The sequence below is a fragment of the Curtobacterium sp. Leaf261 genome (assembly GCF_001422205.1).
Lineage (GTDB): Bacteria > Actinomycetota > Actinomycetes > Actinomycetales > Microbacteriaceae > Curtobacterium.
This window is the reverse complement of the sequence record NZ_LMMJ01000004.1, coordinates 1-25,744: the sequence shown is the minus strand read 5'-3', so window position 1 is coordinate 25,744 and position 25,744 is coordinate 1. Positions and strand designations below refer to the sequence as shown.

Genomic DNA, 25,744 nt, shown 5'->3' with positions numbered 1-25,744 from the left:
CCGTGGCTTAGATCACCACACACGCGGCTTCGGGTGCCGCGACGGCGGAGCCGGTCTCGCCGCGTTTGCGGTCGCGAGCGAGCCGGCCCGCCATCCACCCGAACTCGCCGTCACCGCCGCGCCGATCTATCCACACGTCACCCGGCTAGCTACTCCCAGCCGCGGCTTCAGCGGCCGCCTGGTGTCGATACAACGTCGCCCGCGACCACCCCACCAGATCCGCCGCATCCGCCGCGGTATGCCCGGCGGCCCGGGCCTCAGCAACGATCGCGAGCTTCCGCGCGATCACGTCCGGCTTCACTGGCGGCCGCCCGAACCGGGTCCCCGCAGCCCGGGCGACGGCGATGCCGGCGTTGACGCGCTCGACGATGAGCTCGCGCTCGTACTCCGCGAGCGTCGCCATCAGGTTCAACATCAGCCGGCCCGTCGACGTCGCTGGATCAATCCCGTCTGACACGGACCGGACGCCGATGCCCCGCTCCCCCAGCATCGTCACCGTCGTCAACACATCGACCAGCGATCGGCCGAGCCGATCCACCCGCCACACCACCACCGTGTCGCCGGCATCCGCGTACTCGAGCAGCCGTGCCATCCCAGGCCGGGACGCAGCTTCCTTTCGCCCCGAGGTGACGTCGGCGTAGATGTCCCGCCGGTCGACGCCGACGTCAACAAGCGCGTCGATTTGCAGCTGCGCGTCTTGCGCTCCGGTACTGATCCGGGTGTATCCGAGAAGCCTCACCCACCCAGTGTCTCAGTAACCCAGTCAAACGCGGTCTGACACAGGACGCACGTCGAGATGACTTTCCGAGACACCGGCTAACCCCGGAACTCCGGGAGTTGCGCACCGCAACAGCAGCCCCCTGGCGGTGTCTCGGAAACGTATAGGTTGACGAGGCGTAGGAACGGCCAGCAGTCTGGTCGCTGATCAGAGTTCGTCGCGGATGCCCACCCCGCTCCTCGTTCCAGGAGGGCTACCGCTCGAGGCCGTCGTCGCCGCGAGACAGGTCGGGGGCCGATGACGGGTCCAGCGTGAGCGAGCTGTCGGTGCCGGTAGACGTCGACACCTCGTCGGGGTCGATGCCGGCCTGGCGAAGCATCTCGCGGTCACGGAGCTCGAACTCGTCGTACTGCGCCTCGTTGACGTTCCCGGTCGCGGCGATCGCATCGGCGTCGGTCTGCCCCTCGCCGGCGATCGACGCCGTCTCGGCCGCTGTCTCGTCGCGGCCGTCGGACGTGATCGCGGCGGCGTCGGTGTCGGTCTGGCTCTCGATGGCCGCGGCCGCCGCCGCGCCGAGCGCGGCGCCCTCGGCAAGCGCGGCTGCGTCGCCGTCGCGCTGCTCGGGGTTCGGGTACCGCGACGCCAGACGCTCGTTCCGCTCCTGCTCGCGCGCCGCCTCCCGCTGCGCATCGCGTTCGGCCTGCTCGCGCTGCCGGTCGGTCTTGCGCTGGGCCTCGCGGACGGCGAAGTCGCGCTCGCGTTCGGCGTTCCGCTGGGTCTCCTGCAGCTGCCGGCGACGCTCGTCCGCCGCGCGCTGCGCCTGGCGGGCGATCTCCGAGGTGATGGTCTGCCCTGCCCGGCCTGCCTGGCGGCCAACGTGCTCGAGTGTCTCGTCGAGGGGATCGCTCATGATGGTTCCTTCCTGTGCGGTGGGGGACGACGCCGCAGCCACCGGAGTGGTCTCGGTGCCGGCCGTGGTCGCGGGTGCGGCCTCGGTGGTGGTCTCGGTGACGACGTCGGTGGCCGTGGCTACCGCCGTCGACGTCGCCTGCTGCACGGCCTGGGCGGCTGAGACGAGGGCGGTCCGTGCCGCGGCCGACTGCTCGGCGGCGTGCGCGGCGTAGTGCTCTCGGGTTGACTCGGCCACCTCGGGTGCAGTCGACAGCGCGGCCGCCTTGTGGAGCGCGGTCACGCGTTCCTGTAGCCGGTCCGCGACGGGGTTGCCACGGAGCTTGTCTGGGATCGCCTGCGGCTCGGAAGGGTCGATGCGGTACTTCGTGCGGAGCACGTCGACCTCGGCCGTGGTGCGGTGCCAGTCGAACATGCGCCACGGCTCGGACGGGAGGCGTCCGAGATCCTGCGTCCACGCCGGCTGCTCGAGGGCGAGGTTTGCGCCTCGCTCGCGGAGTCGGATGCCGATGTAGTGGTGCCGTTCCGCGAGGTGGTCGCACCACTCAGCGGGAAGGAGTTCGTCCTGGTGTCGGCGGCCGTCGGCGATCCACGCCGGGACGCCGTCGACGGGCTCCCGGTCCACGAGGAGGACAGTCGGCTGGCCGATCCCTTCGAGGGCCTGCTCGATGCGCCAGTGCAGCACCGCGGGGACGTCGTCAGCGGTGCCGAGCTCACGCTGCTTGTAGGCGTCCTGCAACGTGGCGATCAGGTCGTGTCCGTAGTCCTCCGCGTGCCGGAGCGAGGCCGCGAGGGCACCCCACGATTCCTGCCCCTCGAGCGACGTGGCAACGTCTGCGCCGAGGGCGCGTTCCACAATCGCGCCGGCGCGCAGCTCGTCGGCGCGGGTGGCGACGTCGGCGTACTGGTCGATGAGCGTGACGAGGTCCTCGACGCGGTCCTGCTCGAGGCGGATCGTCTCGTGGGCGGACAGCATCCGCTCCGAGCGGGCGGCAATCTGCTCGAGGGCGTCGGGGACCGTCGCGGCGTCGTCGAGGGCGAGGTAGAGGCGGTTGCTCTCCTTGCCGCGAGACAGGGCCGTGTAGGCGTCCTCGCGGCTCATGGTGGCGTCGCCGAGGACATGGGTGTTGTCGGTGGTGAGGCCCTGGGAGCGGCTGATAGTGCGGGCGTAGCCAACCTCGACGTGGCGGCTGACGTACCCGGCGGGAAGCTGAATCACGGCGCCGTGCTCAGCGTGGGCCACATCGAGAGCGCCGTCGTCGCGGATCCCGGTGACGGTCCACAGGTCGCCGTTCTTGACCCGGTCGCGGCCGCCATGGATGCGGAGGTCGGAGTCGTTGCGGCGGGTGACGATGGTGTCCCCGACGTGCGCGGCGAGACCGTCACGCAAGGGCACCGACCGGGAGGTGTCGAGGTCGCCGGTGGAGATCCGGTACGCCTGTGCGCGGGCGTTGAGGTCCGCCACGGCTGTTGCGGTCGGGGCGAGCATCAGGGATCGCACGCCGTCGTTGGTGTCGTGTTGCCAGCCCTCGAAGACCGCGGCGGTCATCCGCTCGCTGTCGCCGCCGACGACGCGGCCGTTGTCCTGGTACCAGGAGAACGGATCTCCCGGGCGCATGGGGTCGCGCAGTCTGAGGGACGCTTCGGCTTCGTCGGCGTCGCGGAACCGGTGCACGTGCTCGAGCTGCACGGAGCCGACCTCGCGGTCGATGAGGCGCAGCACGCCGCCGGCCTCGACGGCGGAGAGCTGGCGGTCGTCGCCGATACCGCGGACCACGGCGCCGTACTCGGAGGCGATCGCGCGGACGTCGTCGAGGCGGAACGTGCCGGCCATGCCAGCTTCGTCGACCACGATCACATCGCCCGGCTTGAGGGCGTACTTCGCCGGCACATCAGACCCGCCGACTTCGTTTCGCTGGTGGGCGACGATGAAGCCGTGGATGGTGGTCGCGTCGATCCCGACTGCGTCGGACAGGACGGATGCGGCAGGGGCGGACGGGGCGAGGCCGATCATGCGGACACCGCCGGCCTGCAGGGCGGCGCCCGCGAGCTTGAGGGCGGTGGTCTTGCCGGCGCCTGCGGGCCCGATCCCCATGAGGAGCTGTCGATCAGAGGTCGCGAACGCCTTGGCGAGGTCCCGCTGCCCCTGATCGAGGGGGCCGTCGTAGGCGGCCGCGACGCGCTCGAACACGTCGATCGACACCGGGCCGACGGTCCGGGTGCGGGCGGCGTCGAGGAGACGGTCCTCGGCGGCGAGGATCGCACCGGAGGTGTAGACGGTCTTGCCCTTGTGCTCGAAGACCGACTCACCGTCCGAGCGCGTCAGCGGCTTGAACGCACCGTGCGGGGACGGCGGGGTGAGCGAGATCGAGGAGTGCAGGGCGGACTTCGCGACCTGCTGCACGAGGGGCTCGGCGACGTCCTGGTCCGGAATGATGGCGGCGAGCTGGCGGCGGGCTTCGGCCTCGATGACGCCGGCGCCCCACACTGAGTACCGCTCCTCGACGGCGGTGAGGACGAGGGCGGCGCGCTCGTCGACGTCGACCGTCGGCGTGCCAAACCCGTCGCGGGCCCGGACCTCGGCGATACGGCGGGCGTTCGGGAGGACCTGGTCGGCGCGTTCCTGCCCGACCCGTGAGACGGCTTCGTCGTGGGTGGCTTGCGGGGAGCGTCCGTGCTCCTTCTGCGGGCGGGTCTCCAACGTCGCCTGCTGCGCGATCTTGATCTGCGCCTTGGTGTCAGGGGCGCGGCCGTGGTCCCGCTGGTACTCCGCGGTGAGGCGTTCGACCTGCTCGCGGATCGAGGCCGACCGCGACGAGAACGTGTCGATCAAGTCGGTGTCGACGCCAGCGATCTCCATCACGGGGCGCTTGCCGGCAGACACCGTGCGAGCCTCGGTGGTGACGTCGAGTGCCTTCGTGACCTCAGACATGATGGCGGCGTTGTAGAACTCCGAGATGGGCACGTTCATGCGGTGGAGCAGCTTCGAGTCGATGGTGCGCCACTTGCCGTCGGAGCCCTGGACCTTGTTCGCGACCACGAGGTGGTCGTGCAGCTGCGGGTCACCGTTTCGGGACTCGAAGTGCCGGAACGCGGTTACCGCGACGCCGCCCTCGACCTCGATCTGCTCGACACCGTTCGTGCCAGCGCGGGTCGCTAGCGCCTCCCGCTCGAGGTACGCGATCGTCGACGCTACGGCGCGGTCCTGCGCCTGCTCGATCGCCTTCCGGGTGTCGTTATCCCCGAGCGCCCAGAGCACGGAGACGCTCTTGGCGGGAGAGCACACGAGGTCGAACCCGGCAACGGCCTGCTGGTCAGGACGGGTCGCTGCGGTGATGTAACGGCCCAGCTCTTCCTTGTCAGCGGGCTCGCGGCCCTTTGCGTCACGGAACGCCTGGACACCCTCGCGGGAGCGGATGAGACGACGCTCCTCGGTGTTGGGCTCGTGGCCCTGCACCCGCTGGAACGCCTGGTAGCCGGCCTGGATACGCCCCTGCAGCGTGTTCTCGTCGGCCTTGTACACGTAGTAAGACCGACCCAGTTTCGCGGCCTCCTGCGCCTGCTTACCGGTCATCCCGGACGCAAGAGCATCGGCGATGATGCGGTCCGCGTCGGGGTGCAGCCCTTCACCGAAGAGGGCCTTCATCTGGTCCTCGGTGACCGTTCCGGAGACGCCGAGGAGGGCCGCGCCGCCGCCCATCCATCGGCCGGGAGGGTTGCCGTCGGCGGTGTAGTAATCGCCGAGCTCTCGGTCGTGGTCGCGGCGGGCATCGCCGGTCGCGACCTCCGACGTGTAGTACGTGTACCCGTCACCGGCGGAGAGCACATGCATGGTCATCATGCGCCGTCACCGCCCGTCACGGGAGTGATCGAGACGCGTCGGACCCAGCCGTGGTGCGGGCTGGTGACGGTACGCATAGGGCGAGCTTAGCCTCATTCATTCATAATGCCTGAGGTGTGACGCGTTGATGACCGGAAGTCGGAGCGAGGAACGAGCGCAGACTGTAGGGAGAGATGCGGGGCCGGGAGGATCGGAGTCGGTGGAGCGAAGCGGAATCGGCGGAGAGACGAGCGCGGTAGACAGGTGGAGACCGGGAGCGGCGGCCAGCGACGAGGAACGAGGAGCGTCGGGACGTCCGCATCCGGGTCGAGAACTGTCACCGGCCGCGCCGTAGGCGCGAGTTACACTGGGCGACAAGAGGAGCGCCGCTGGGCACCGCCGCTAGTCAGGTGCCGCCCGATTCAGGTGGGTGGTGGCCGTTAGGGATTGGGGAACGACATGGCTCAGGTTCGAACGTCGGGGAAGCAGGCCGCTGCGCGTAAGGTTGCACGTGAGCGGGCCGTGGAGCGGGCGGCGGACTTCCGCCGTCGGCAGGAGCAGCTCGAAGAGCTCGCCGTCGAATACTTCGTCGCAGCCGACGCCGTCGACGGGATCAACGAGGACGCGGAAGCGCGCATCCAGAAGATTCGCGACGAGCAGGCCGCCGCGATCGCTGAGGCGGAAGCCGAAGCGCAGGCGATCATCGGGCGCATGCTCGACACCAAGGTCACCCGCGACGAGGTGGCGGAACGACTCGGCATCCCGGTGCGCGAGGTGAAGCGGTCCAAGGCGAAGGCCGAGCCCGACGCAGAGAGCGGTGACGCCGAGACCGCGACGACGCCCACAGACGCGGACGAGAGCGGCGAGCAAGTCGACGCACACGAGTCGTACGCGGCGTAGGAAAAGCGCCTCCGCATCGGACGCGGTACCGTCCCGACACGTGACACGGCCCGCGACCACTTGAGTGTGGTCGGGGGCCGTGGTGTGTGCTGTGACCGTTAGGCAAGGTTGACGTGCATCGACCAAATGCAGATGGCGATGAAGCCGCCCCAGAACGTCAGCCCGGACCAGCCGAAGACGATGCCGACGACTGCTCGGCCTGGGAGATCCGTGCCGCGGCCGAGGCCGACGATGCCGAAGGCAATCGCGAGGATCGGAATTGGCAGCAGGGCGCCGAGGAGGACGGACTGGATGCCGAGGAACACGCTCCACCGTGACAGCTTGGTGCCCCTGCGAGGACCGGGCAGCATCGGTGCCGGCGATACAGGCGCCCACTGGGGCGGTGCGTAGTTCGTCATGTTCCTGTCCCCTCGTCAGTTGTGCGCGACGGTAGCGCCGGCGTCCGACACGCTCGCCATCACCAGAGCGTCGGAGTGTTCGCCGCGATCCCTGTCCGGCACGTTCTCACGGCATCGGCGTCCCACCCGTGATCGCGGAACGCTTCGCGGAGCTCGCGGGAGAGCTGCACGCGCTCCGAGCGGGGGAAGCTGATCGTGCGGAGCGCGGTCGCACCGTTGCGGTGTCGGCCGCGCTGTGTCCGCTCGAGCATGTTCCCGCGGTGTGTTCCCGGCGCCAGGTGCGATCGTGTCGGGTCGACGTCGACGTGCACGCAGAGCGGCACATCGCACCCGTGCAGGAGCAACGTCGACGGACGCAAGGCTGTGCCGGTGAGATGCTCGTGGAACCACCGCTGCGGGCGCATGGCACGCTGACCACCGTCAGGCTGCGGCACCCAGAACCGGCCGTACCCGTCATCGCCGACGGCGCCCGTCCAGATCCAACAATCCGTCGTGGCCGGTCCCTTCACCACGTGCGACCAGAACCGTTCTTCGGCGCTGACCGGTACGGGTCCGCTCATCGTTCAAGGTCGCCGCGGTCGCGGGACTGTTCTGGCAGCGACGGCCACGGGTCCATGCGTTCCGACCGCGTTCCGCTGGACGGGGCGTCGGGGTCGATCCCAGCGCCGCGCATCATCTCGCGGTCTTCACGCTCGAACTCACCGAGCTCTCGCTCGTCGTGATGGCCGTCGCGATTCGCCGCGACCAGGTGGGTACGCAGGTAGTCCGCAAGAGGACGGTCGTTGCCGGCGACGGCGTAGAGCCGTGCGGTGCGCAGCTCGTCGACGTCGACGCGTTCCCAGTCGATCGGGTGCCCGGCGCGCCCGGCGATCGCGGACACGTAGGTGCTTTGGGATCTGGTGTTGCCATCGCGGTAGGGGTGGATGGCCGACAGCTCTCCCCATCGGTCTGCGAGCCGATCGGCGAACGTGTCAGCGTCGAGGCCGGTGAGGTAGTCCTCCCGCTCGAGCTTGCCGAACAATGTCGCCAGGTTCGCGTCGATGTACTCGGGGCGGCAGTACGGGATGCCCGTGCCAGTTGCCTGCACGTCGACGTCGCGGATGCGTGCAGCGATGCCGGGCACCAGGTCACCGAACATGCGCTCGTGGATGCTCTGGAGGTACCCGTAGCCGGGGCGGTCGGGCACCGGCTCGGCGCGGACCTCGGCCATCGTGATCGACGCGACGTCGTTCATCGCCTCGTCAAGCTGTCGCTGATCGCGAATCCCCGCAGCGTTCACCAGGACCCCACCACTACCCGGGTAGGTGTACTTGTCGTCGACGCTCATCCGCTCCCCCGCAGGACGCCGGCGCTCAGCGCTGGCGGAGAGGAAACCCGTGCTTCGCAGCGACCTCCGCGCGCGCATCCTCCGGCGACAGCGTCCCCTCGAGGATGCGACGGGCCCGGCCGAGCGCTTCCGCGTCGGGGAAGTGGCCGGCGAGCTGCTGGCCCTTCTCGACCAGCGCCATCTCCTGCTCGACGTCGATCGTTCGGGCGGTGTCGTGCTCGGTCTTGATGCTCATGGGGACTCCCCTGCTCGGACTCGATTCTACCAACCGCGTCGCTCGCGGAAGGGGTGGATCTTGTGGTGACGGCGAGGACCGCTCAGGCGCGGGTGCCGGCGTACTGGGGGAACATGCGGTCGATCGTCGCTTCGTGACGGTCAGCGCGTTCGTCGTCGCCGCGGATCCGCGAGAGCTCCGCGAAGGACTGCCCGTCCGGGCTGGGTGCTGCGGGACGGCGGCACATCTCGGCGTAGTACCGGTCCGCGTCGCGTTCCGCCTGAGCGAGGAGCTGCTCGAGGCGGTGCACCTGGGCGATGAGTTGGGGCTGAGCGGCGGAGAACCCGACCATGTAGCCGGCCTCCCACACGTGCCGGCCCTCGGCGTCGAGTTCCCACTCGCGGACGTCCTCGGATGGGTCGTGGGTGGCCCGGTCGATCGCGATGAGGGCGTGGCCCGGGTCGGTCAGGAAGAGCTCGTCGACGGCAGCGCGAGTCTCGGGCTGGATCGCGTCGCGGTAGGCGGTGGTCGGTCGTTCGAGCGTCATCGTCATCACGCGGCCTTGACCGTCGAGGTGGCGGTCTTGAGCTGGTCGATCTTGTCGGGGCGGAAGCCGCTCCAGGAACCGGTCTCGGTGTCGGTGATGACGATGGGTGCGTTCATGCCGAGGGTGGTCTTCCACTCCTCGATCTGCGCCTGGTCGACGTCTTCGAGGTGAACCTCGTTGAACTCGACGCCGGCGGAGACGAGAGCGCGCTCGGTGGCCATGCACATGCCGCAGAAACCAGACTTGCTGTAAACCGTGATGCTCATCGAAATCACCTTCCGAAAGATTGTGATGCAGTGGAGGCCCCTCCCCCGCTGCATGCTTCTATTCTACGTCGGAATAGCCGGGTTGACCAGCATTTTTTCTGCATTCTTCGACCCTTTTTTAGCCGGGCGGCACACCTCTAGGCAGGCCGATCCACTGCATTCCCTGGCACCAACGCGGGGCGTTTGGGAAGGCGGCTTCGGGGAGTGAACGGCTGCGGAAGGGCTGGAAATCCCCTGGTGCATTAGCCCCGTTCTGTCATTCACGGAACCGAATAGGAATGCCTGGCTACGCCCCTCCCGTCGCCGCTGCCCCTGCCTGCCGCGGAGCGGCCTCTCCGCTCGCGACCACAACCGCCGCGGTCACCCGATCGCTGAGGGCGCGCGCATCGGCGAGGCCGCGCTGTCGTGCTTCGATCCACTCGACGTCGGGGCCTTCGTCCTCGTCCCACTCGTAGGCGTCGTCGAGGCTCTGCGACGTTGCCGGCACGACGCGTTGCACGAGTCGGACAATGTGCTCCCAGTCCTCGCGGTTCAACGTAACCTGCACTGTGTCATTCATGGTGTTTCCTCTCCCTCTCGTTTTTTTGCCGTGAAGGCGACTTGTCGCCACTAGGACGAGCGCCCGGAATGCAACCGGTCGTGGAATATATGGAGGGGACCCGCTTGCGGGGAGGGGCCGTTTATGCCGCGAAAGCCGGTTGCATTCCGGGGGGACTCGTCCGTATGCTGCCGAAGGCTTCACGGCAAAAGAACGGGCCGCAGGCCCCGCAGACCGGCGCTCCGTCGCCGGTTCTACCAGCACCGCAGGTGCGCCGGGGGTGTGGGGGCGGGCCGCCTCCACGGGCGACCGAAGGTCGGCCACGCCCCAGCCCCCCGCCGGGCCCGTCACCCTGCCGCGGTGTCGAGGTCCCAGAGGCGGTGCAGCTCGGCGGCGATCGCGTCGAACCGGTCGGCTTCTCGCACGTGCTCGCGGTGCTTCCGGCTGCCCTGGACCCAGTGCTCTGCGCCAGCGCGTGCGACCTCGGCGCGGAGTTCGGTCCACGTGATCGTCTGGGCGAGGGTGAACGGCGGCCCCGTGCCGGTGTCGCGGAGCCCGCTCCGCGGTGCGACGGGGGCCGGGCTCGGGTCGTAGAACTCTTCCCGCCAGGCGTAGCCGACGGCGTCGGCGGGGCCGTCGCCGCCGCGGTCGAACGCGGCGCGGTGCTCGTTGTCGGGGTGGTGGGGGCGGCGGGTGCAGAACCACTCTTCGCCCATCTCGGCCGTTTCTGCGCCGCACGTGGCGCCGGTCGAGTCGAGGTCAGCGGCCGGGGCGGCCGGGTCGGTCGTTCGGGGGTCGAGGTGGTCGGGGCGGCGGTAGGTGACGGCGTCCATCGGTGGTGCTCCTTCCGGGAGGCGGGGGCCGCTCAGCGGCCCCCGCGGTGACTACTGGTCGGTGGGGTCCGCGTCGTCGCCGTCTTCGGCGGCACTGTCGGTTTGGGCCGCGTCGGCGGGGGTGAGGATCGCGGCCACCTGGTGCGCTGCGGTGAGGACTCGGGCGGCGGTGGAGCGGATCAGGTCGGCGTCCGCGTCTGACCATCCGGCGACGTAGCCGATCGAGTAGGCGGCGGTGTCGAACCCGACCAGTCCGGCGACGATGTAGGCGACGCTCTCGGCCTCGGTTTCCATGAGGCCGCGGTGCTCGGCGTACTCGGTCAGGTCGTCGGTGTGGCCGAGAAGGATGTGCGCGAGCTCGTGAATGAGCGTCTTCGCGGAGTGCTCCGGGGACAGGTGCGACCCGATCACGACACGGCGGGCGGCGGGGTCGGTGAACCCGTTACGGCCCTCCCCCGGCTCGGTGTGCTCGACGCTCCACCCGTCCGCGACCAGGTGAGCGGTCAGGGTGCCGATGACGCCGTGGTCATCGGTTCCGGTCAGGGGCGCGGTGAGGGTCGACGGGTCGTCGGCGTCCGGGTCGATCGGGTCCGTCTGGGCGATGTCGAACACGGGCAGGATCGGGAACCGGGGGTAACGCTTCTCCTGCGTCTCGCCGTTTTCGTCCTGCTCGGTCACCTTCTTGGTGCTGTAGCCGAAGATGCGGAGCGACTTCTCTCCCTTGCGGACCTGGCGGCCGAGGGCCTGCCACTTCCGGAACCCGGCGACCCGCTCGGCGTCGGGGCGCTGGCTGAGGATCAACAACACGTTGTTGAGGCTGTAGCGGTGGAATGCGCCCGCGAACTGCAGGAACGCGGTCCAGCGGTCCGAGTCGCGCAGCTGCTCGACCTGCGTCGCGATCGACTCGTGCAACGCGGCTGCCTGCTCCTTCCGCTGCTCGGGGGTGACGGACGGGCGGCGTGTGTTTGTGGTGCGCTTCTTGGTGGCGGTGGTGGTGCTCATGGTCTGTACCTCCGGGTTGTGGGTTGGTGAGGACGGGAGGCGGAACGCCGCCCGGGGCGACGGTTCGGTCTGGGAGCGCATGTGTTCGTCCCTTCCTGCTCAGGCGATCTCGTAGCCGCGGGCGGTGCAGGTCTCGCCGGGTGTGTTCGGGGCCTCGCCGAGGGTGTGGCACTCTGTGCAGTCGCACGCTCCGGTGGTGCGGGTGTTGTCCTCGGTCATGTCGATGTCATCCATCGGTTCTCGTCCTCTCCCTCTCGTTGTTTTGCCGTGAAGGCGACTTGTCGCCGCTAGGACGGGAGGGTGGAGGGCAACCTTCGAAGGTCGAGACGCTCCGAGAAGTTGTGGAGGAGCGCAGCGGGGGAAGAAGTTCTCGCGTGTGGATCGCGCCGGAGCAGGTTGCGTGGAGCCCGGACGGACGTACGCTGCCGAAGGCTTCACGGCAAACCAACGGCCCAACGGGCTTGGCAGTGCCGGCGCAGCCGGTTCCACCCGGAGCGCAGCGACTCCCGGCCCCGGGCCGGAAGCTCTGGAAGCGATCGGCTCTATCGACTCCGGCCGGTAACGGCCTCGCACGTCGGTTCTGCGCCGGGCGGCGGCTCGCGTGCTCGCTCGTCGGCGCACGACGACTTCGACGATCGAGGACCCGCCTGATGTGGTGCCGCTGCGCGGTGCCGTCGCGGTGCGAGCTCTGTCGAGCAGCGCCGGGGTTCGGGAGGGGGCGGAGCCCCTTGCCGCCGTGCCGAAGGTGCGGCGCTGGCCGCGAACAGCCAGCGCCTTTATCTCAGAACACTAAACCGATCTAAAGCGCGAAAAGCCAACGGCGATGGGCGTGGGGCTATGGGTGTGGGGGCCGCTGGCTGCGGCCCCCACACCGGTTCGTGTTACTCGGTGGCGGTGTCCTCGCCCTCCGTTGCCTCAGCGTCGACCAGGTCAGTATCGTCCGGGTCGGTGCCGTCGGTGGGCTGGGCGCCTGCGGCCAACTGCTCGACCCGGCTCAGCGGGTACCCCCATCGGGCCAACTGGTCCAGGTAGCCGATGGAGTGGGTGTCTGGGGTGCGCCACCATTCACGGTTCGCGGTGTTCTCGAACCCGGCGATCACCACGGCGAGGGACAGGTGCAGCCCCTTCGTGGGGTGTTCCTCGACCCACGTGGCCAGCGCTTCAACTTCCCACCTGTTCGAGTCGATGCCGAGCAGGCCGCGGGCGGTCACCGGGCCGGATGCGTACCGGGTGGTGGAGTGGCGGGTGAGTGCCAACGCGAGGAACCGTGCTGCGTCCTTTGGCGCGGTCTTCCGCTGCAGCAGTCCCGCCACCCACTCGCGGCGAACCTCGTCGGCGGCGTCCCACGCCTTGTTGTTCGCGACCAGCACGCGGCGGGCGTTCTTCCGCTCCCCAGCCTCGGCGGCGCGGTCCTCATCGGACTTCTCCGCCTCCGGCACGTCCGCGACCGGGCTGGTGGCGCGGTAGCCGAGGTATCGGGGGTGGTGAGCGTCGGGGGCGGTGCACACCTGCACCGGCTCCGGGATCCCCCACTGGGTGACGGTCCACGCGGCACCGGCGCACTCGGTGTGCTGCTCCGCGTCGAGCGGGGTCCGCTCGTCGTAGCCGGTCACGTCATCGTCGGCGTCGGTGAGGCGGTCCAACGATTCGTAGTCGTCGTCCTCCCCCGGGACCCACTTGCCCTCGGCAACCAGGTTCGCCAGGACCGCGGCGCGTGCTTCGTTCCGCTCCCGGTCCTGCCGGAGCCGGGCAGCGGTGTGGGTCAGTTCGTCGTCGTCGTACCCCTCCGCGATGCACTCGGTGAGTTCCGTGACGGCTTCGGCGTCACCGTCGAACTCCGCGACCAGGAGCGCCTGCGTGAACGACGCCTGACCGGAAGTCACCGCGGCGGTCGCGGCGTCCGACTTCGCCACCGTCAGGGTCTGCTTCACCGTGTCCCGCTTCGTGCCGGTCTCCTTGGCAATCGCGGTGACCGACAGGCCCTCGATTTCCAACTGCCGGTACGCGGCAAGCCGGTCACCGTCCGTCAGGGCGGTGCGCCGCTCGTTCGCGACCAACTGCTCCGCGATCCGCTTCGCCATGCTGTCATCCCGTGCGGTGACGAACACCGGCACGTCGCATCCGGCCTCGATGGCTGCCAGGACACGCATCTGCCCATCCCGGACCACGATCCGGCCGGTGGTGTCGCGGTAGCCGATGGTCGGCAGAAGCACGCCGTGGCGCTTGACGGACGCCAGGAACGCGGGGTCAAGGTCCGCCGCAGTGCGGACGTTGTGCTCAATCGACACATGCAGCGCCGGGAGGGTCACCAGTTCCACACCGTCCGCGGCCGATGCGACCTCGGGGGTGGGCTGGTCAGCGGCTGGCTGGTCGGCGGTTGACTGCTCGGCGTCCTTGGGTGCGTCGGTCAGGTGGGTGAAGTGGACGTTGTCTGTGATGCTCATGGTTCTGTACGCTTTCCGGTCGTGACCGGGTGCGGGTCCTGGCAAGTACGAATTGTCGGGAACTCCGCACCCGGTCTTTTCCTATGGGTGGTGCTGCGGGTGGTGCGGGTGGTGGTTAGGCGTTGCTGGCTCTGACGGCGTGCAGCCACGCGGTGGTGACCTCGGCGCGCTGCGCCGGGGTCAGGGGCACCGTGTCGCCGTCGTCGTCCACGGAGACGAACACGCCTGCGCCGTGGAGGCGGTACCCGGTCGGATAGTTCCCGAGGCGGCGCACCGTTTCAGACAGGACGAGGTTGTGTTCGGCCCGGTAGAGCCCTTCGTCGTCAACGAACACGTCGATGCCGTTCGGCAGGCCGACGACGTCGAACAGGTCCGAACCGATCGCAGCGTTCAGGCTCGACACGTGCGTGCCGTCGGGGTCGACGGTGATCCGGACGTCCTCCATCGTCCCGTCGACGTTCAGCCGAAGCCCCATTAGACCGGCGCGGGTGCGCGGTGTTGTGGTGTGCATTTCTTCTCCCTTTCGTTGTTTGCCCGTGAAGGCACGTAGTGCCGATCAGGGAGAAGGGCGCAGTGTCAACCCCTTGGGGCGGTGGAGGAGAGAAGTTCCGGCCGAAGTAAGGGAGCGTGCGACCGCGGCCGGAAGTTCTCGGGGGAACCGGCGGCTTGCCGCTTGCGCTGTGGCCGCCGACCGTACAATCGCCGCAGGCTTCCCGGGCAAACAACGAACCCGAAGGGTTCATACGCAGAGCGCCGGCGTGCCGGCTCAGATCAGTCAATGCAGTCCGCCGTAGGCGGCCCACTGAGACCAGGACAATCCGCCGGCGGCGGTCCGATCAGGATCCCGCTTGAGCAGCTCGCCGGCGCGCGAGGCCGGAGCGCGTGAAGCGGCCCCGGCCTGTTGGGGGAACAGGTCCGGGGCCGACTGCAGCTCGAGCGGATTTGGGGGGCTGCTCGAGCCGCGGCGCCCGGAACTGTCGGGGGAACAGGTCCAGGCGTGGGCCACGGTACGCGCCGCTTCCGGCACCGGCAACGGCGTCCCCTATGAGGTGGCTGGGATCTCCGTGCGGTGCTTCACAGCGGCCCGCCACACCCACGCCGCGGTAGCGGCCTGGCCCCTCCCCCACTCGATCAGCACGGCGTCGGAGCTCGCGGCGATCGCAGAGGCATTGACACGTCGCTCCTGCCCGTCGTGGGTGCGGATCCAGGCACGCACGGGCGCCGGTGGCACGACGTCGGCGACGAGCTCGCCACGAGCCTCTCTGGGAAGCGACACGGCTTCATCGGGCAACCAGCGGTCCCGCCGGCGCCGAGCCATCAGCGGCGCCCCTGCGGCCGCAGAGACCTCTTCCTCAGACGGTCAATGGGAAGCCACACATGGAGTGGGAATCCCATGTGCACGAACTGCACGTAGACGACGTCCCCGTCGGCCTGCTCCACGAGCCCCGGGGACCGCTGCCGGCCCGACCGAGTGAACTCGACCTCCACCCACACCGCCGGGAACCCTGACACCCGGTCCGGCGCCGGCGGCGCATCGATGCCGAGCGGCTGGTCCTCCGGAGGATCCGGATGGATGGGCGGCGCCCACCGGTAATCAGGCATGACCCCGATGATGACCGCCGCCGCCGACAACCGCAGGGGTCGTAGACCCCGAGCCAGGGCACTTCGACACCACGACACGAAGTTCGGCATGCTGTCGAGGTCGGGGCCGCCGATGGCGTACGGCTGAATTTGGCTACATCAGCGGGGGGATGCCTGACCGGTCGTACGCGTCCGCCCGATGCCTGTCAATCCAATTTGCTCGGAGTACGGCGAGCGTCACCGCACCTACAAGCCCCAGACCATAGGCACTCCAGGCCGTCCAATGCCCGAACGTGGTCGTGCCGTTGTCGACCCACGAGTCGTCGACGAGTATCCAGATGTTGAGCCCCACGCCCATGACAATCATCGCGGCGGCGATGGCATACCCACCAATGAGGTGAGGGGCCAGCTCAGCGATGGCAACGCGTTCCGCAAGATGGTTACGAGAGTTCTCGAGCATCGTGCGGGCTCTACCGGTAGTCGTCCCGGTGGCGAGGAGCTTCTCGACTCGTTCCAGGCGGGCTAGCACGGCATGGTCTCGCAACGGCGTAGCGCTGGCTGCGAGCAGAGCCACGGGGATCCCGAGCAACGCCGCTAGTCCTGCAAGATCCATCCGAGTCCTCTCTTAGGCACGATTATAAAGCTGGTCCGAGACGATTCCTGATGACGGTGCCGCTATCGAGACGGCCGGGATCAATCGTCGTCGGCCACGGGTGAGCTTGGATCTGCGCCTGATGTCAGGGCGGCCGTGAGGTCGGCTTCCGAGGGCAGCGCCGCCTGCACAGCGGGTGGGAGCAAGTCGTAGCTGGCAACACCGAGTGGGGTCTGGTGCGCTCCGAGGGAGTACCGGACGACGGCGTCATTCTTGTCGGCAACCAGCAGCAGTCCGACCGTCTCGGCGTGCTGGGTCCGGCGGAGCTTGTCGTCGACGAGCGCGACGTAGAAGCCCAGCTGTCCGAGGTACTCGGGCTTAAACTTCCCGGTCTTCAGCTCAATGACCACGTACCGAAGCTGTTCGACGTGGAAGAACAGCAGATCGACGAAGAAGTCATCCCCGTCGACGTCGAAGTGCACCTGCCGGCCCACGAACGCGAACCCCTCCCCGAGTTCACGGAGGGTGTCGATGATCCGGTCTACCAGCGCCTGCTCGAGGTGGCGTTCCTTCGCGTCACCGTCGAGGGCGAGGAAGTCCAGCACGTACGGGTCCTTCGTGATCTGCTGCGCCAGGTCCGACTCCCCCGCCGGGAGCACCTCCGCGAAGTTCGTCGGCGCCGCCTGCAGGCGTGTGTGCGCTGCGGAACGGATCTGGTGCTCGAGGACGTTCCGCGACCACCCGCTCGCTGCCGCCTGGCCGGCGTACCAGTCCCGGAGCTCGTGGTCGTCGAGTCGGTCGAGGAGGACGGTGATGTGCCCCCAGGGCAGTTGTCCAACAGCTTGTTGGACAACTACTTCGGCCGGCCACTCCCCCGCGAACCGGCGCATGTAGAACAGGTTCGCCCGCGAGAAGCCCTTCATCTCCGGGAACTCAGCGCGCAGATCTGTCGCGAACCGCCCAATGATGTTGGTCCCCCACCCCTCATCGCCCTGCCGCTGCAAGATCGTCGCACCGATTCCCCAATAGAGACGGATGAGCTCCGTGTTCACGCGCCGCTGCGCCGCGAATCGGGCAGCGCGCACCTGCTGCTTCAGCTCAGCAAGAGCAGCGGCATACCCGGATACGGCTGGCGACGAATCAGACATCACCGATCAGTCTGCCTGAACCGGCCGCAGTAAGGAGAACCGACCAAGCGATCAAAGCAGCGAGCTATGCCAGGGTTGATGTGATCCCCGAGCGAAAGGCGACCTCCACCATGGCGCAGAAAGTCACCACGCACCTCATCGACGACCTCACCGGCGATACCATCGAAGACGGCAAGGGCCGCACCATCACGTTCGGCTTCGACGGCGGCCACTACGAAATCGACCTCACCGACGACAACGCAGACGCGCTCCGCGAAGCGTTCTCTGACTACGTCGCTGCCGCGCGAAAGGTCAACGGCCGCGCCGGGCGTACCAGCTCAAGCGGCGCACCGAAGCGTGGGAACTCGGAAGAGCTCGCGAAGATCCGCGAGTGGGCGAACGCGAACGGCCACGAGGTCTCCTCGCGCGGCCGTATCAGCCGAGCCGTCCGCGACGCATACGACGCCACGCACTGACGACGCCACTCCCCCATGCGAAACAGCTGGCCACCCCTCGGGGCGGCCAGCTGTTCTCGTTGACGCCGACACATCGCAGGTCTCTCAAATGTGCTCCCCCCGCAGGCTGCTCCAAGCGCTGTTCCACGCGTCGAGCTGTGCCAACCGGTCAGAAGCGAGCCGACGTTGCCGGTGAAGTCGCCGCTGGCGCAGCAGCCACCGCCCGATCGCAATCCCGTCACTATCGACAATGCGTGCGGCGGGCACCTGTCCCGCGTGCTCCGTCGACCAGGCCTGGACACGGCACAGCATCTGCGTGAAGTACACATCCTCGCGGCGCCGCCTCGCGGGATCATCTGCCAAGAGGCGGAGCCGCCACACCATCCCGAGTCGTTCGAGTTGCTCTACCCGGGCCGTCGGCAGCACGCCCGCTCGGTATTCGACGCGGCGGGAGTCCACCCACCGCCCCAACTGCAATCCATCTGCGGTTGTGAACCAGTGCGGCACCGACAGCTCCCCATGATCACGGCCGTACTGCGTCAACGCTGCAATACCGGCGTCCCAAGCGGCGTCGCGGTTCCGCACCTGCCACACGAACCCAAGATCCACCAACTCCGGCCACAACCGAACCGTGTCCACCGGATCGTTCGCCCATTGCCGACGTCGGGACTGCACCCACGTCCCTAATGGGAACCCGTCCGCGGTCGTGAACGCGTGCGGAACAAGACCATGCCCCTCAGTGTCCTGGAATGCCGCGAACGCCGCGACACCGGTGGTGCGTTCCGTCAACGACCAGCGCATCCCGACTGCCTCGAGTCGCTCTCGCCGATCCGTGGGCAATCTGCCCGATGCCGCCAACGACCGCTGCCGATGAACCCACGCTCCCAACGACGCTCCCGCGCCGGTGCAGAACGACCGCGGGATGTCAGCGTGACCGTACTCGTCGCGGAACGACAGCAGCGCCGCGAACATGCTCTCCCACCGCAGCGCCCGCACGTCCACACCCACCATTGTGCCAACCACGAACGCGAGCGACGATAGCCACATGCTCCAGCCCGCACCCGGTCCACGCTTCCCAAGCAACAGCCCCCATCCGGGATGGCTGATCATCGGCATGCTGATCCTCACCATCGGCGCCGTTGCCGCCGCGGTCGGCCTCCTCCTTCAACACGCCGCCGCGACCCAAGCAGACGCATTTCACCCAGCCACCTCGTCCGCGATCAGCAGCACCAACCGTGCCCTGCTCATCGGCACCATCTGGCTGTGGACCGGCACCATCACCACCACAGCCGGCGTCGTCGCCATCGTCCTCGCACTACGAAAACGGCGCCGATAGGGCGCTCTTATGTCAACGGAGCGCCCAGCGAGCGGCAAATAATATGCGCCACTTCGCTGACGTGATCTAAGGAGCCGTCAAGCGGGCCCCGATCGATTGGTACTGATCGTCGCGCGGAGGTTGCGCACGCATGTCAACCTCATGGAAGATCAGGTTTCGACCCTGCGGGGGGATGTAGGGTCGGGGCCGGCTGCAGCTCGAGAGAATTGGGGGGCTACTCGAACTGTGGGTGCCCGGAACTACTAGGGGGGAATGGTCCGGCCGCAGACCACCACGGTAGGCGCGACCCTCCGACGTGAGCAACCGGGGCCGGCTATGACGTCGCTAAAAGCCCCACGCGGTAATTCACAGCAGCCCGGCACACGCATGCTGCGGCCGCGCCGGAGTTCGCCGGGGCGAACCAGTCCCGCGCGTGTACGGCAGGCTCCCCCACTGCAGCACCACTCCCGGTACCAGGATCGCGAGGCTGAGCAGCACCCACGCCACGACTAGAAGGATTCGCAACCGCGGCTGGGGGGACGTTGGCGGTGAAGAACCTCGCCAGCTGTGCTGCACGCGTGCCCGCCAACGCCGACACGGTTCTATCCGTCCCGTTGGTCACGAAGGAACGCGAATCGGTTCTTCGCCTCGACGATGATCGGGTTCCGCCATGCTTCTAGCCCTTTGCCGAACGACTGGGGGAACCCCCACGTGCGACGTTCCTCGTCCTGGAACACGCCAGCTAGGCGCGAACTCAGCTCTGCAGCCGGCACCCCGACGAGTCCTTCCAGGTCGGCAAGCGATAGCACGATGAATAGCGTCTCTCCTTGTCTGCCGTACTCCACTTGGCCGGAATTCGCCAGGTGAATCGGTTCCGCAGTGACAATCAGCCCGACGACAGGGCGGTCATCGTCAGGCAGGAACGACACTCGCTTATCGCGCTCCCCGACCTTTCGTGCGGTCGCATCAATCTGATCGCGCGCCTTGGCCAGGTACATCGTTGTGGCTCGAGCGATCTCATGAGCGTCTCCGGCAAGTGCCTTCGCATTGAGCCGCGCCGACTTGCACTCCACAAGCACGATCAGGTCCGGCAAGACGAGGAACCAATCGATCGACATCTTGTTTTCTGAGTCAAGCGGCACCTCACCCGTGACGTCGGCCCCGTCGATGAGTCTCAGCTGCCGGCCAACGTACGACTCCAGCCGCTTCCCAAGTTGCTCGTGGAACGCCTTCGAGCCGAAGTAGTCCGGGCCGACGTAGTACAGGTTCTGGATGGAGATCGCACGCCACACAAGTCGTGGTTCCGGTGCGACGATCCCGGTGCCGGGCCCGAAGTCGACGAAGGGGCGGTCGCGCAGCGGGTTGTAGTCGTACTGGCCGGCTGTCTCGACGAGGACTCCTGCTTTCGCCGCCGCGGCACGGTGCTCCTCCGGTGTCCGGGTGAGGAAAGCCAGGGCCTTCTCGACGTGTTCTCGTGGGGCGAGCTCTTCCTGTTTACGGCAAGACACCGAAGTGAGGACCTTCGCGCTCGGTCTTGCCCGGAAGAGCACGGGTACTGAATCAGCTCGTCGTCGATCTCCGGGCCTATTGGTCGATCGAGCGGCACGGCGTCCTCCGCCGCGTGCGCCTTGGTGACCGTGTAGGCGCTGCCGATCGTGGCCCAGATGAACGCGTGGCGCTGGGCCGCCGTGCTCGCGAAGTTTGGACGCGACGTCGTCTTCGCGCTCGAGCACGCGGGAAATCCAAGGCAGGACGTCGACCGCGTCGTCCCAGGAGGCCCAGCCCTTGGTGCGGATGACGACGGTGCCGTATTCGCCGGCGATTGCCCCCATGAAGCTCACGCCGAGGTGGGCGATGGTGTCGAGGGTGTCCGCATGCTCCCGGCCGGCAGCCCAGGTGTCCGCGGGGACCACGCCCTCGAGGAACAGGTCGGGTGGGAGTGTGCGGAGCAGCGCTGGTGCGCGCCGGTGGACGCGCTTGAGGCTGGCGGTGTGGCGGAGCGAGATGTACCAGCTTGGGCCCTCGGCGCCGAGGGTGATCGTCTCGCCCTGGCGTTCGAGTGCGTCGCTGAGCTTGTTGTAGGCGACGTCTTGGTCGCTCACGACTTCAGGCGGTGCGGTGGTGCCGTCGGCGAGCTGGATCAGTCCGTCGGGCTGTCGCGGCGCGGTGCCATCGTCGAAACGTTCTACCTGCGCGTCGAGGTGTTCGGCGACGATGCGGCCGGAAAGGCGCTCGAGGAGCCCTTCGTCTGGACGTGGGGCGCTCAGTCTGGACGTGGGGCGCTCATGCGGGCTCCGATCGCTGCAGCTCGGGTGAGGAGGCGGCCCCCGCCGGTACTCCGGCGGGGGCCTGGTTCCGCGCCGACTCGGTGGTTGGCAACGGGACGGCTCAAACGTTACGCCTGCTGCTGTTGGCTGCCATGCTCCCCCGGCTGGTACGCCGGCTCGGGAGGGACTAGGCCCTCTGGTACCCACGAGCACGCCTCTGCATAGGTCGGTGCCCGCCATGTCATGGTGAAGACATTGCTCGACTGCAGCTGAACGGCGGTGTCGGCCGATGGCGTCGTGGCTGCTGGGTAGTGTCCTGACGTGGCCCAGTACTCTTCCGAAGATCTCCGCCGACTCGATGTCCTCGGTCGGATAATCGTCGCGGCCGCCGCGCAGGAGACGAACTCGCAGGATCTGCTTGGCACGCAGCCGAACCGCGCGGAGGCCGACTACGTGCGTGAGCGTGTCCGCGAGCTTGAGAGCGCCGAGCTGTTAAACGTCGACTGGCGGTTCAACGGCGGTTGGAGCGCTCGGCCGACAGCGCGTGGGCGAGATGCGTGGTCTGCGTTCAAGGCTGCGCGGAACGACGTGCGCGCCCGCCGACGGAGAATGCGCGACGAGTACATCGTGTGGGTCGTCGACCAGGACGACGCCGGCAGCTCGCCGACAGTGGATGACTTTACGCCGACGGGCGCGAACTACCTCGGGATGCCGTACACGCAGGAGGACCTCGAGCAGACAGGAAAGTGGCTCTCGGAGTCCCGCTACATCAAGGGACCTGGGGCGTGGGGGCGGGCGGACCCGATCCGTCCCGAAACAACGGCGAAGGGCCTATGGACGGTCGAAGGGGGGAAGTCCGTGGACGAACCAACGAACGACGAGGCGCCCGCTGCGGCGACCTTCACCAACTACTTTCACGCGCCGGCGAACGTGGCGCAGAACAGTCAGCACGTGCAGCAGACGATCAACATCAGCTGGCAGGACCAGGCACGCGAGCTCGTCGACGAGATCGCCGGCCGGCTCGAGAACGTTGAGGACGACCATGCGCGCGCTGAGCTCGCCGCCGCCGCCGAGTTGCGCAGAAATCGACGGGCAGGCCCGTCCGAGCGCCGTCCGTGGCATCGTGACGAAGCTCGGTCTTGCGATCACGACGGCGATGGCCGGTGAGCTCGGCACCGAGCTCACGCAGCACGCGCGACGCCGTGCTGGCCGAGTGTGCGCTGCTGCATGGTGGTGTCCTTTCGTGGACGTCGAACGGGACGGATCACCGCTAGGAGGCGGTGCGGGTGTTTTCGTCCTGCGGCGGATGGAAGCGAAGGGTGGCGCGGAGGCCGCCTTCTGGTGGGGTGTCGAGCTGGAGGTGGGTGTGATGGACTGTTGCGATCCACTCCACGATCGCAAGCCCGGTCCCGGTGCCCTCGCTGGAGCCGTACCCGGCTTGCCGGACGAGGCGTCGCTGCGCGGTGGGTATCCCCGGTCCGTGATCCGTGACGGTAAGCGTTGCATCGCGGACCTGGACCGACGGGGTGTCGCCGCTGTACTTCAGGGCGTTGTCGACGAGGTTCCGGAGCGCTTGGGTGAGAAGTTCACCGTTGCCGAGGACGACGGTCGGGGTTGTCTCGAGGGGGATGTGATGGTCGGGGTAGTCGTCGAGTACGACGTCGACGAGCTGATCGAGACGGATACGGGTCAGTGGCACGGGGTCGTGGCCGGCGTCGGCGCGAGCGCGCATCAGGAGCCCGTCGATGAGGGTCGCCATGCTCGTGAGGCGTGACTCGGCACGCTGTAACGTTGCCGACGCGGTGCCGGGTTCAGCGCGAGCCTGCTGGATGGTGAGGGTGAGTGCGGCGACCGGGGTGCGGAGTTCGTGCGCGGCTTCCCGGAGGAACTGCTCCTGTTGCGTGAGCGCTCGAAGCGCTGGCTTCATCCCCCGGCCAGAGAGGAGGTGCCCACCGAGCGCTGCGAAGAACGTCAAACCGATAACCGCCGCGATCAGGAGCCGCACGAAGTCGTCGTGGGCCTTCGTGTCGGACAACGACGCTCCGACGATCACGGCTGGACCATCCGGAGTCGACGACATCGGCGTCGCAACCCACCGGTACGGAACGCCGGAGGGCCCTGACGCGGTGGTGAACACCGATCCTCGGTACCGGTGTGCCGCGGATGTGAGCCGGGTGACGACTGCAACGTTGGGCATTGCCTTTTGGTCCGGGAACGCCACCTCGACGCCGTCACCGTCCACGAACCCGACGGGCTGGTTCGGCGCATCGAGGGTGGTTGGGCCGAACGTCCCGAGGTCGAAGGACCCTGCCCCGTAGTACACGATCTTCGAGTAGCGGACCGCCGCCGCCGCGAGATGGGCATCGGATTCACGCAGCCGGCTTCGGGCATCAGCATCGATCGCGACACCAGCTAGCACCACCAAGCAGACGGCCGTCGCCAACGTGAAGAACACGGTCGTGATCCACCTGGCACGACGGAGACGCACCACCGCCGGCGGGATCATCGGGGCCCTGGTCACGACGGTTCGGCATCCAGCCGGTACCCGACACCCCGAACCGTGCTGATCGGATCGGGCTCGCCGAGGTGCTGTCGAAGATGTGTGATCGTGGCGTCGACGACGTTCGACATCGGGTCGAGGAACTCATCCCAACAGGTCTCAATGAGGGTAGACCTGGACACGACGTGACCGGGGTCGCGAGCGAGGACCTCGAGGACAGCGAATTCCTTCCTGCGGAGGACGAGTTCGACACCGTCTCTCGTCACCCGGTGGCGGGGGACATCGATGGTGAGATCCCCCGCCTGGAGGATCACAGGCCGGACAGTGGGACCGCGGCGGGCCAACGAACGAACCCGTGCGACGAGCTCGGGGAACGCGAACGGTTTCACAAGGTAGTCATCGGCACCAGCCTCGAAGCCGTCGACGCGATCGCCGACGGTGTCGCGAGCGGTCAGGAGGAGAATCGGCGTCTGACTTCCTCCCTGTCGAAGCGTCTCGAGCAGCACGAGGCTGTCTCCATCGGGGACGGTGCGGTCAAGGATCAGGACGTCGTAGGGGGTGATCGTGATGGCTTCCGCAGCCGCTGCCATCGTCTCAACGCTGTCGACGCTGATCCCCTCCCGCCGAAAGCCGACACTGATGTCCGTGTTGAGATCGGCATCGTCTTCGAGGAGCAGCGTTTTCACTCCTCCACCTTCCTCTTCGGTTTACTCCCCGGGATGCAGCGCGAACACCGTCATGATCTTGTGCTGCGCCGACGAGCACGCTTGCGTCTTGTGCGCGATGAACAGCGAGTGCGTCTCCCCGGGCGGGTACACCCGGAACCCGTCAGCGTCCGTCGGATTGCACTCCGACGCAGGAATGCTCGAGGGGAACTTGATGATGAGCTGAGCATTTGCCGCGTGTCCGGGCTGCAACGTCACGGTCGGGTGAGCGTCGTTCTTCTCCTGGTACCCAGCCGCTCCGAGCTGCTTCCCGCTCCCCTGGCCCACGAACGACACACCCGGCCAGCCCTGGAGTGTGCAAGGGCCGGTAGACGTGTTGGTCAGGATCAGGATCGGCTCGATCGTCTGCTGCCCCGACAGGTGCTGATCAACCGTCCCCTTCAGCTGACTCGTCGCGCACCGCGCCGTAGGACCGGTTGCCGAGGACGCCTTCGGCGCGGTGGCAGCGCTGCTGGTCGTGGTCGCGGGAGAGGTGGTGCCATTCGCCACGGGCGGCGCTGACGCAGTGGGCGTCGCCGACACGGTGACGGGAGTCGGCCCAGCCGGTGTGGCGCCGACAGCAGGAGTGACCGAATCAGAGGATTGTCCTGCACAGCCGGTTAGCAGGACCAGACCGAGTACCAGCGGGGCACCGAGCTTCAATGGGAGGTTCGAAATCATGTACTCACCCTCCCGCAAGAAACATGACAAGAACATTACGTCCCGAAGTAGCAACAGCAGCTGATAGCACCCCCTTCGACACTTAGCCCTGATGCGTGACGCACGCCACCAAGGGAACGATCGGCTACCGGACGTTCCATCGGCCCCAGCCACCGTGGACGCGCCACAGATCCTTGCCAACCGGGCCATTGACTCACGGCCGCTCGCACAGCGGCTGACAGCACGAAGTTCCACACGGCAATGAGCCCCCGGCCACAACGGCGCCGATACCCGTAAGCAGAGCCACCGCAGCGAGGATTCGAGGCATCGTCTTCGTCCGCTCCGGCACAGAAACGACCGACCCAGGTGAATCGGCCACGATGCGCTCAAGTCGTTCCCCCGGCGGCTCATCAGAGTCCGCCCGTTGATCAATCCCCACGACCGTCACCCTTGCCCTCGACCCAAGGACGTGTCAAGAAGAAGCTCGTGGACACCCGCGAGTAGCGCTCCTTGATGTCCGATAGCCGATCTTGGGTTCAGCTGGTCGTTGCAACACCACCGTGATTTGGAGTGTTGCAGATGGGATCGAGGCTGGAGCAGCGTGCCCGGGAGGCGCGATTCTGGGAG

25 protein-coding genes are annotated in these 25,744 nt (G+C 67.8%); 4 read left to right on the top strand and 21 right to left on the bottom strand.

What is annotated here, in order from left to right; all coding sequences use genetic code 11:
- Positions 1–145: 145 nt before the first annotated feature.
- Together ASF23_RS04515 and mobF are read right to left on the bottom strand one after the other, a co-directional pair.
- Positions 146–739 (bottom strand): recombinase family protein, encoded by a 594-nt coding sequence (locus ASF23_RS04515; protein ID WP_055949721.1) that lies wholly within the window; start codon positions 737–739, stop codon positions 146–148.
- Positions 740–971: 232 nt separating this feature from the next.
- Complete coding sequence (gene mobF / locus ASF23_RS04510; protein WP_055949718.1) at positions 972–5,468, bottom strand: MobF family relaxase; 4,497 nt, start codon at positions 5,466–5,468, stop codon at positions 972–974.
- A gap of 438 nt (positions 5,469–5,906) precedes the next feature.
- On the opposite strand from mobF, the gene ASF23_RS04505 reads away from it, so the two are divergent.
- Positions 5,907–6,347, top strand: coding sequence for a hypothetical protein (locus ASF23_RS04505; RefSeq protein ID WP_156364197.1), 441 nt, complete (start codon positions 5,907–5,909; stop codon positions 6,345–6,347).
- 98 nt (positions 6,348–6,445) lie between these two features.
- On the opposite strand, the gene ASF23_RS04500 is transcribed toward ASF23_RS04505, so the two are convergent.
- The 14 genes from ASF23_RS04500 to ASF23_RS04430 all read right to left on the bottom strand — a co-directional run bounded on the left by ASF23_RS04500 (position 6,446) and on the right by ASF23_RS04430 (position 17,237).
- A complete protein-coding gene (locus ASF23_RS04500; protein ID WP_055949712.1) occupies positions 6,446–6,652 on the bottom strand; it encodes a hypothetical protein in 207 nt (68 codons plus the stop codon).
- A 152-nt stretch (positions 6,653–6,804) separates the two neighbouring features.
- On the bottom strand, positions 6,805–7,305 hold the full coding sequence (locus tag ASF23_RS04495; protein ID WP_055949709.1) for a hypothetical protein: 501 nt from the start codon (positions 7,303–7,305) through the stop codon (positions 6,805–6,807).
- Complete coding sequence (locus ASF23_RS04490) at positions 7,302–8,072, bottom strand: Fic/DOC family protein (RefSeq protein ID WP_082473822.1); 771 nt, start codon at positions 8,070–8,072, stop codon at positions 7,302–7,304. Before ASF23_RS04490 ends, ASF23_RS04495 begins: the two co-directional genes overlap by 4 nt.
- Before the next feature lie 25 nt (positions 8,073–8,097).
- On the bottom strand, positions 8,098–8,307 hold the full coding sequence (locus ASF23_RS04485) for a hypothetical protein (RefSeq protein ID WP_055949702.1): 210 nt from the start codon (positions 8,305–8,307) through the stop codon (positions 8,098–8,100).
- 82 nt (positions 8,308–8,389) lie between these two features.
- Entirely contained in the window at positions 8,390–8,839 is a 450-nt protein-coding gene (locus ASF23_RS04480) for a hypothetical protein (RefSeq protein ID WP_055949699.1), read from the bottom strand.
- Positions 8,839–9,099: a glutaredoxin domain-containing protein gene (locus ASF23_RS04475; RefSeq protein WP_055949697.1), complete on the bottom strand. Its 261-nt coding sequence runs from the start codon at positions 9,097–9,099 to the stop codon at positions 8,839–8,841. The genes ASF23_RS04480 and ASF23_RS04475 overlap by 1 nt, the downstream gene beginning before the upstream one ends.
- Before the next feature lie 286 nt (positions 9,100–9,385).
- Positions 9,386–9,658 (bottom strand): hypothetical protein, encoded by a 273-nt coding sequence (locus ASF23_RS04470; protein ID WP_055949694.1) that lies wholly within the window; start codon positions 9,656–9,658, stop codon positions 9,386–9,388.
- A 326-nt stretch (positions 9,659–9,984) separates the two neighbouring features.
- Positions 9,985–10,470 (bottom strand): hypothetical protein, encoded by a 486-nt coding sequence (locus tag ASF23_RS04465; RefSeq protein ID WP_055949691.1) that lies wholly within the window; start codon positions 10,468–10,470, stop codon positions 9,985–9,987.
- 51 nt (positions 10,471–10,521) lie between these two features.
- Positions 10,522–11,472, bottom strand: a complete 951-nt coding sequence (locus ASF23_RS04460) for an ArdC-like ssDNA-binding domain-containing protein (protein ID WP_055949688.1) — start codon at positions 11,470–11,472, stop codon at positions 10,522–10,524.
- A gap of 99 nt (positions 11,473–11,571) precedes the next feature.
- A complete protein-coding gene (locus ASF23_RS18935) occupies positions 11,572–11,706 on the bottom strand; it encodes a hypothetical protein (protein WP_268750840.1) in 135 nt (44 codons plus the stop codon).
- Positions 11,707–12,353: 647 nt separating this feature from the next.
- On the bottom strand, positions 12,354–13,916 hold the full coding sequence (locus ASF23_RS04455; RefSeq protein ID WP_055949686.1) for a ParB/RepB/Spo0J family partition protein: 1,563 nt from the start codon (positions 13,914–13,916) through the stop codon (positions 12,354–12,356).
- Between the two features lie 115 nt (positions 13,917–14,031).
- Positions 14,032–14,427, bottom strand: a complete 396-nt coding sequence (locus ASF23_RS04450; RefSeq protein WP_156364195.1) for a DUF3846 domain-containing protein — start codon at positions 14,425–14,427, stop codon at positions 14,032–14,034.
- A gap of 1,224 nt (positions 14,428–15,651) precedes the next feature.
- Complete coding sequence (locus ASF23_RS04435; protein ID WP_156364193.1) at positions 15,652–15,957, bottom strand: hypothetical protein; 306 nt, start codon at positions 15,955–15,957, stop codon at positions 15,652–15,654.
- A 233-nt stretch (positions 15,958–16,190) separates the two neighbouring features.
- Positions 16,191–17,237 carry a PDDEXK nuclease domain-containing protein gene (locus ASF23_RS04430; RefSeq protein WP_055949673.1) on the bottom strand — a complete coding sequence of 349 codons (1,047 nt, stop codon included), beginning with the start codon at positions 17,235–17,237 and terminating at the stop codon, positions 16,191–16,193.
- Between the two features lie 110 nt (positions 17,238–17,347).
- On the opposite strand from ASF23_RS04430, the gene ASF23_RS04425 reads away from it, so the two are divergent.
- Positions 17,348–17,692, top strand: coding sequence for a histone-like nucleoid-structuring protein Lsr2 (locus tag ASF23_RS04425; RefSeq protein ID WP_055949671.1), 345 nt, complete (start codon positions 17,348–17,350; stop codon positions 17,690–17,692).
- An 84-nt stretch (positions 17,693–17,776) separates the two neighbouring features.
- Here ASF23_RS04425 and ASF23_RS04420 read toward each other — a convergent pair whose 3' ends face one another.
- Positions 17,777–18,787: a helicase associated domain-containing protein gene (locus tag ASF23_RS04420; RefSeq protein WP_162236691.1), complete on the bottom strand. Its 1,011-nt coding sequence runs from the start codon at positions 18,785–18,787 to the stop codon at positions 17,777–17,779.
- Here ASF23_RS04420 and ASF23_RS18150 point away from each other — a divergent pair.
- Positions 18,786–19,007, top strand: a complete 222-nt coding sequence (locus tag ASF23_RS18150) for a hypothetical protein (RefSeq protein WP_156364191.1) — start codon at positions 18,786–18,788, stop codon at positions 19,005–19,007. The two genes, ASF23_RS04420 and ASF23_RS18150, sit on opposite strands and share 2 nt — an antisense overlap.
- Before the next feature lie 581 nt (positions 19,008–19,588).
- Here ASF23_RS18150 and ASF23_RS04415 read toward each other — a convergent pair.
- Positions 19,589–21,088 (bottom strand): hypothetical protein, encoded by a 1,500-nt coding sequence (locus ASF23_RS04415; protein WP_055949665.1) that lies wholly within the window; start codon positions 21,086–21,088, stop codon positions 19,589–19,591.
- 486 nt (positions 21,089–21,574) lie between these two features.
- On the opposite strand from ASF23_RS04415, the gene ASF23_RS04410 reads away from it, so the two are divergent.
- Positions 21,575–22,420 carry a hypothetical protein gene (locus ASF23_RS04410; protein WP_055949664.1) on the top strand — a complete coding sequence of 282 codons (846 nt, stop codon included), beginning with the start codon at positions 21,575–21,577 and terminating at the stop codon, positions 22,418–22,420.
- Between the two features lie 103 nt (positions 22,421–22,523).
- Here ASF23_RS04410 and ASF23_RS04405 read toward each other — a convergent pair whose 3' ends face one another.
- The 3 genes from ASF23_RS04405 to ASF23_RS18520 are packed head-to-tail and all read right to left on the bottom strand — an operon-like array spanning position 22,524 to position 25,138.
- Positions 22,524–23,774, bottom strand: a complete 1,251-nt coding sequence (locus ASF23_RS04405; protein WP_055949660.1) for a sensor histidine kinase — start codon at positions 23,772–23,774, stop codon at positions 22,524–22,526.
- On the bottom strand, positions 23,771–24,439 hold the full coding sequence (locus ASF23_RS04400) for a winged helix-turn-helix domain-containing protein (protein WP_055949657.1): 669 nt from the start codon (positions 24,437–24,439) through the stop codon (positions 23,771–23,773). Before ASF23_RS04400 ends, ASF23_RS04405 begins: the two co-directional genes overlap by 4 nt.
- Positions 24,440–24,460: 21 nt before the next feature.
- A complete protein-coding gene (locus tag ASF23_RS18520; protein ID WP_055950065.1) occupies positions 24,461–25,138 on the bottom strand; it encodes a DUF4232 domain-containing protein in 678 nt (225 codons plus the stop codon).
- Positions 25,139–25,744 lie beyond the last annotated feature (606 nt).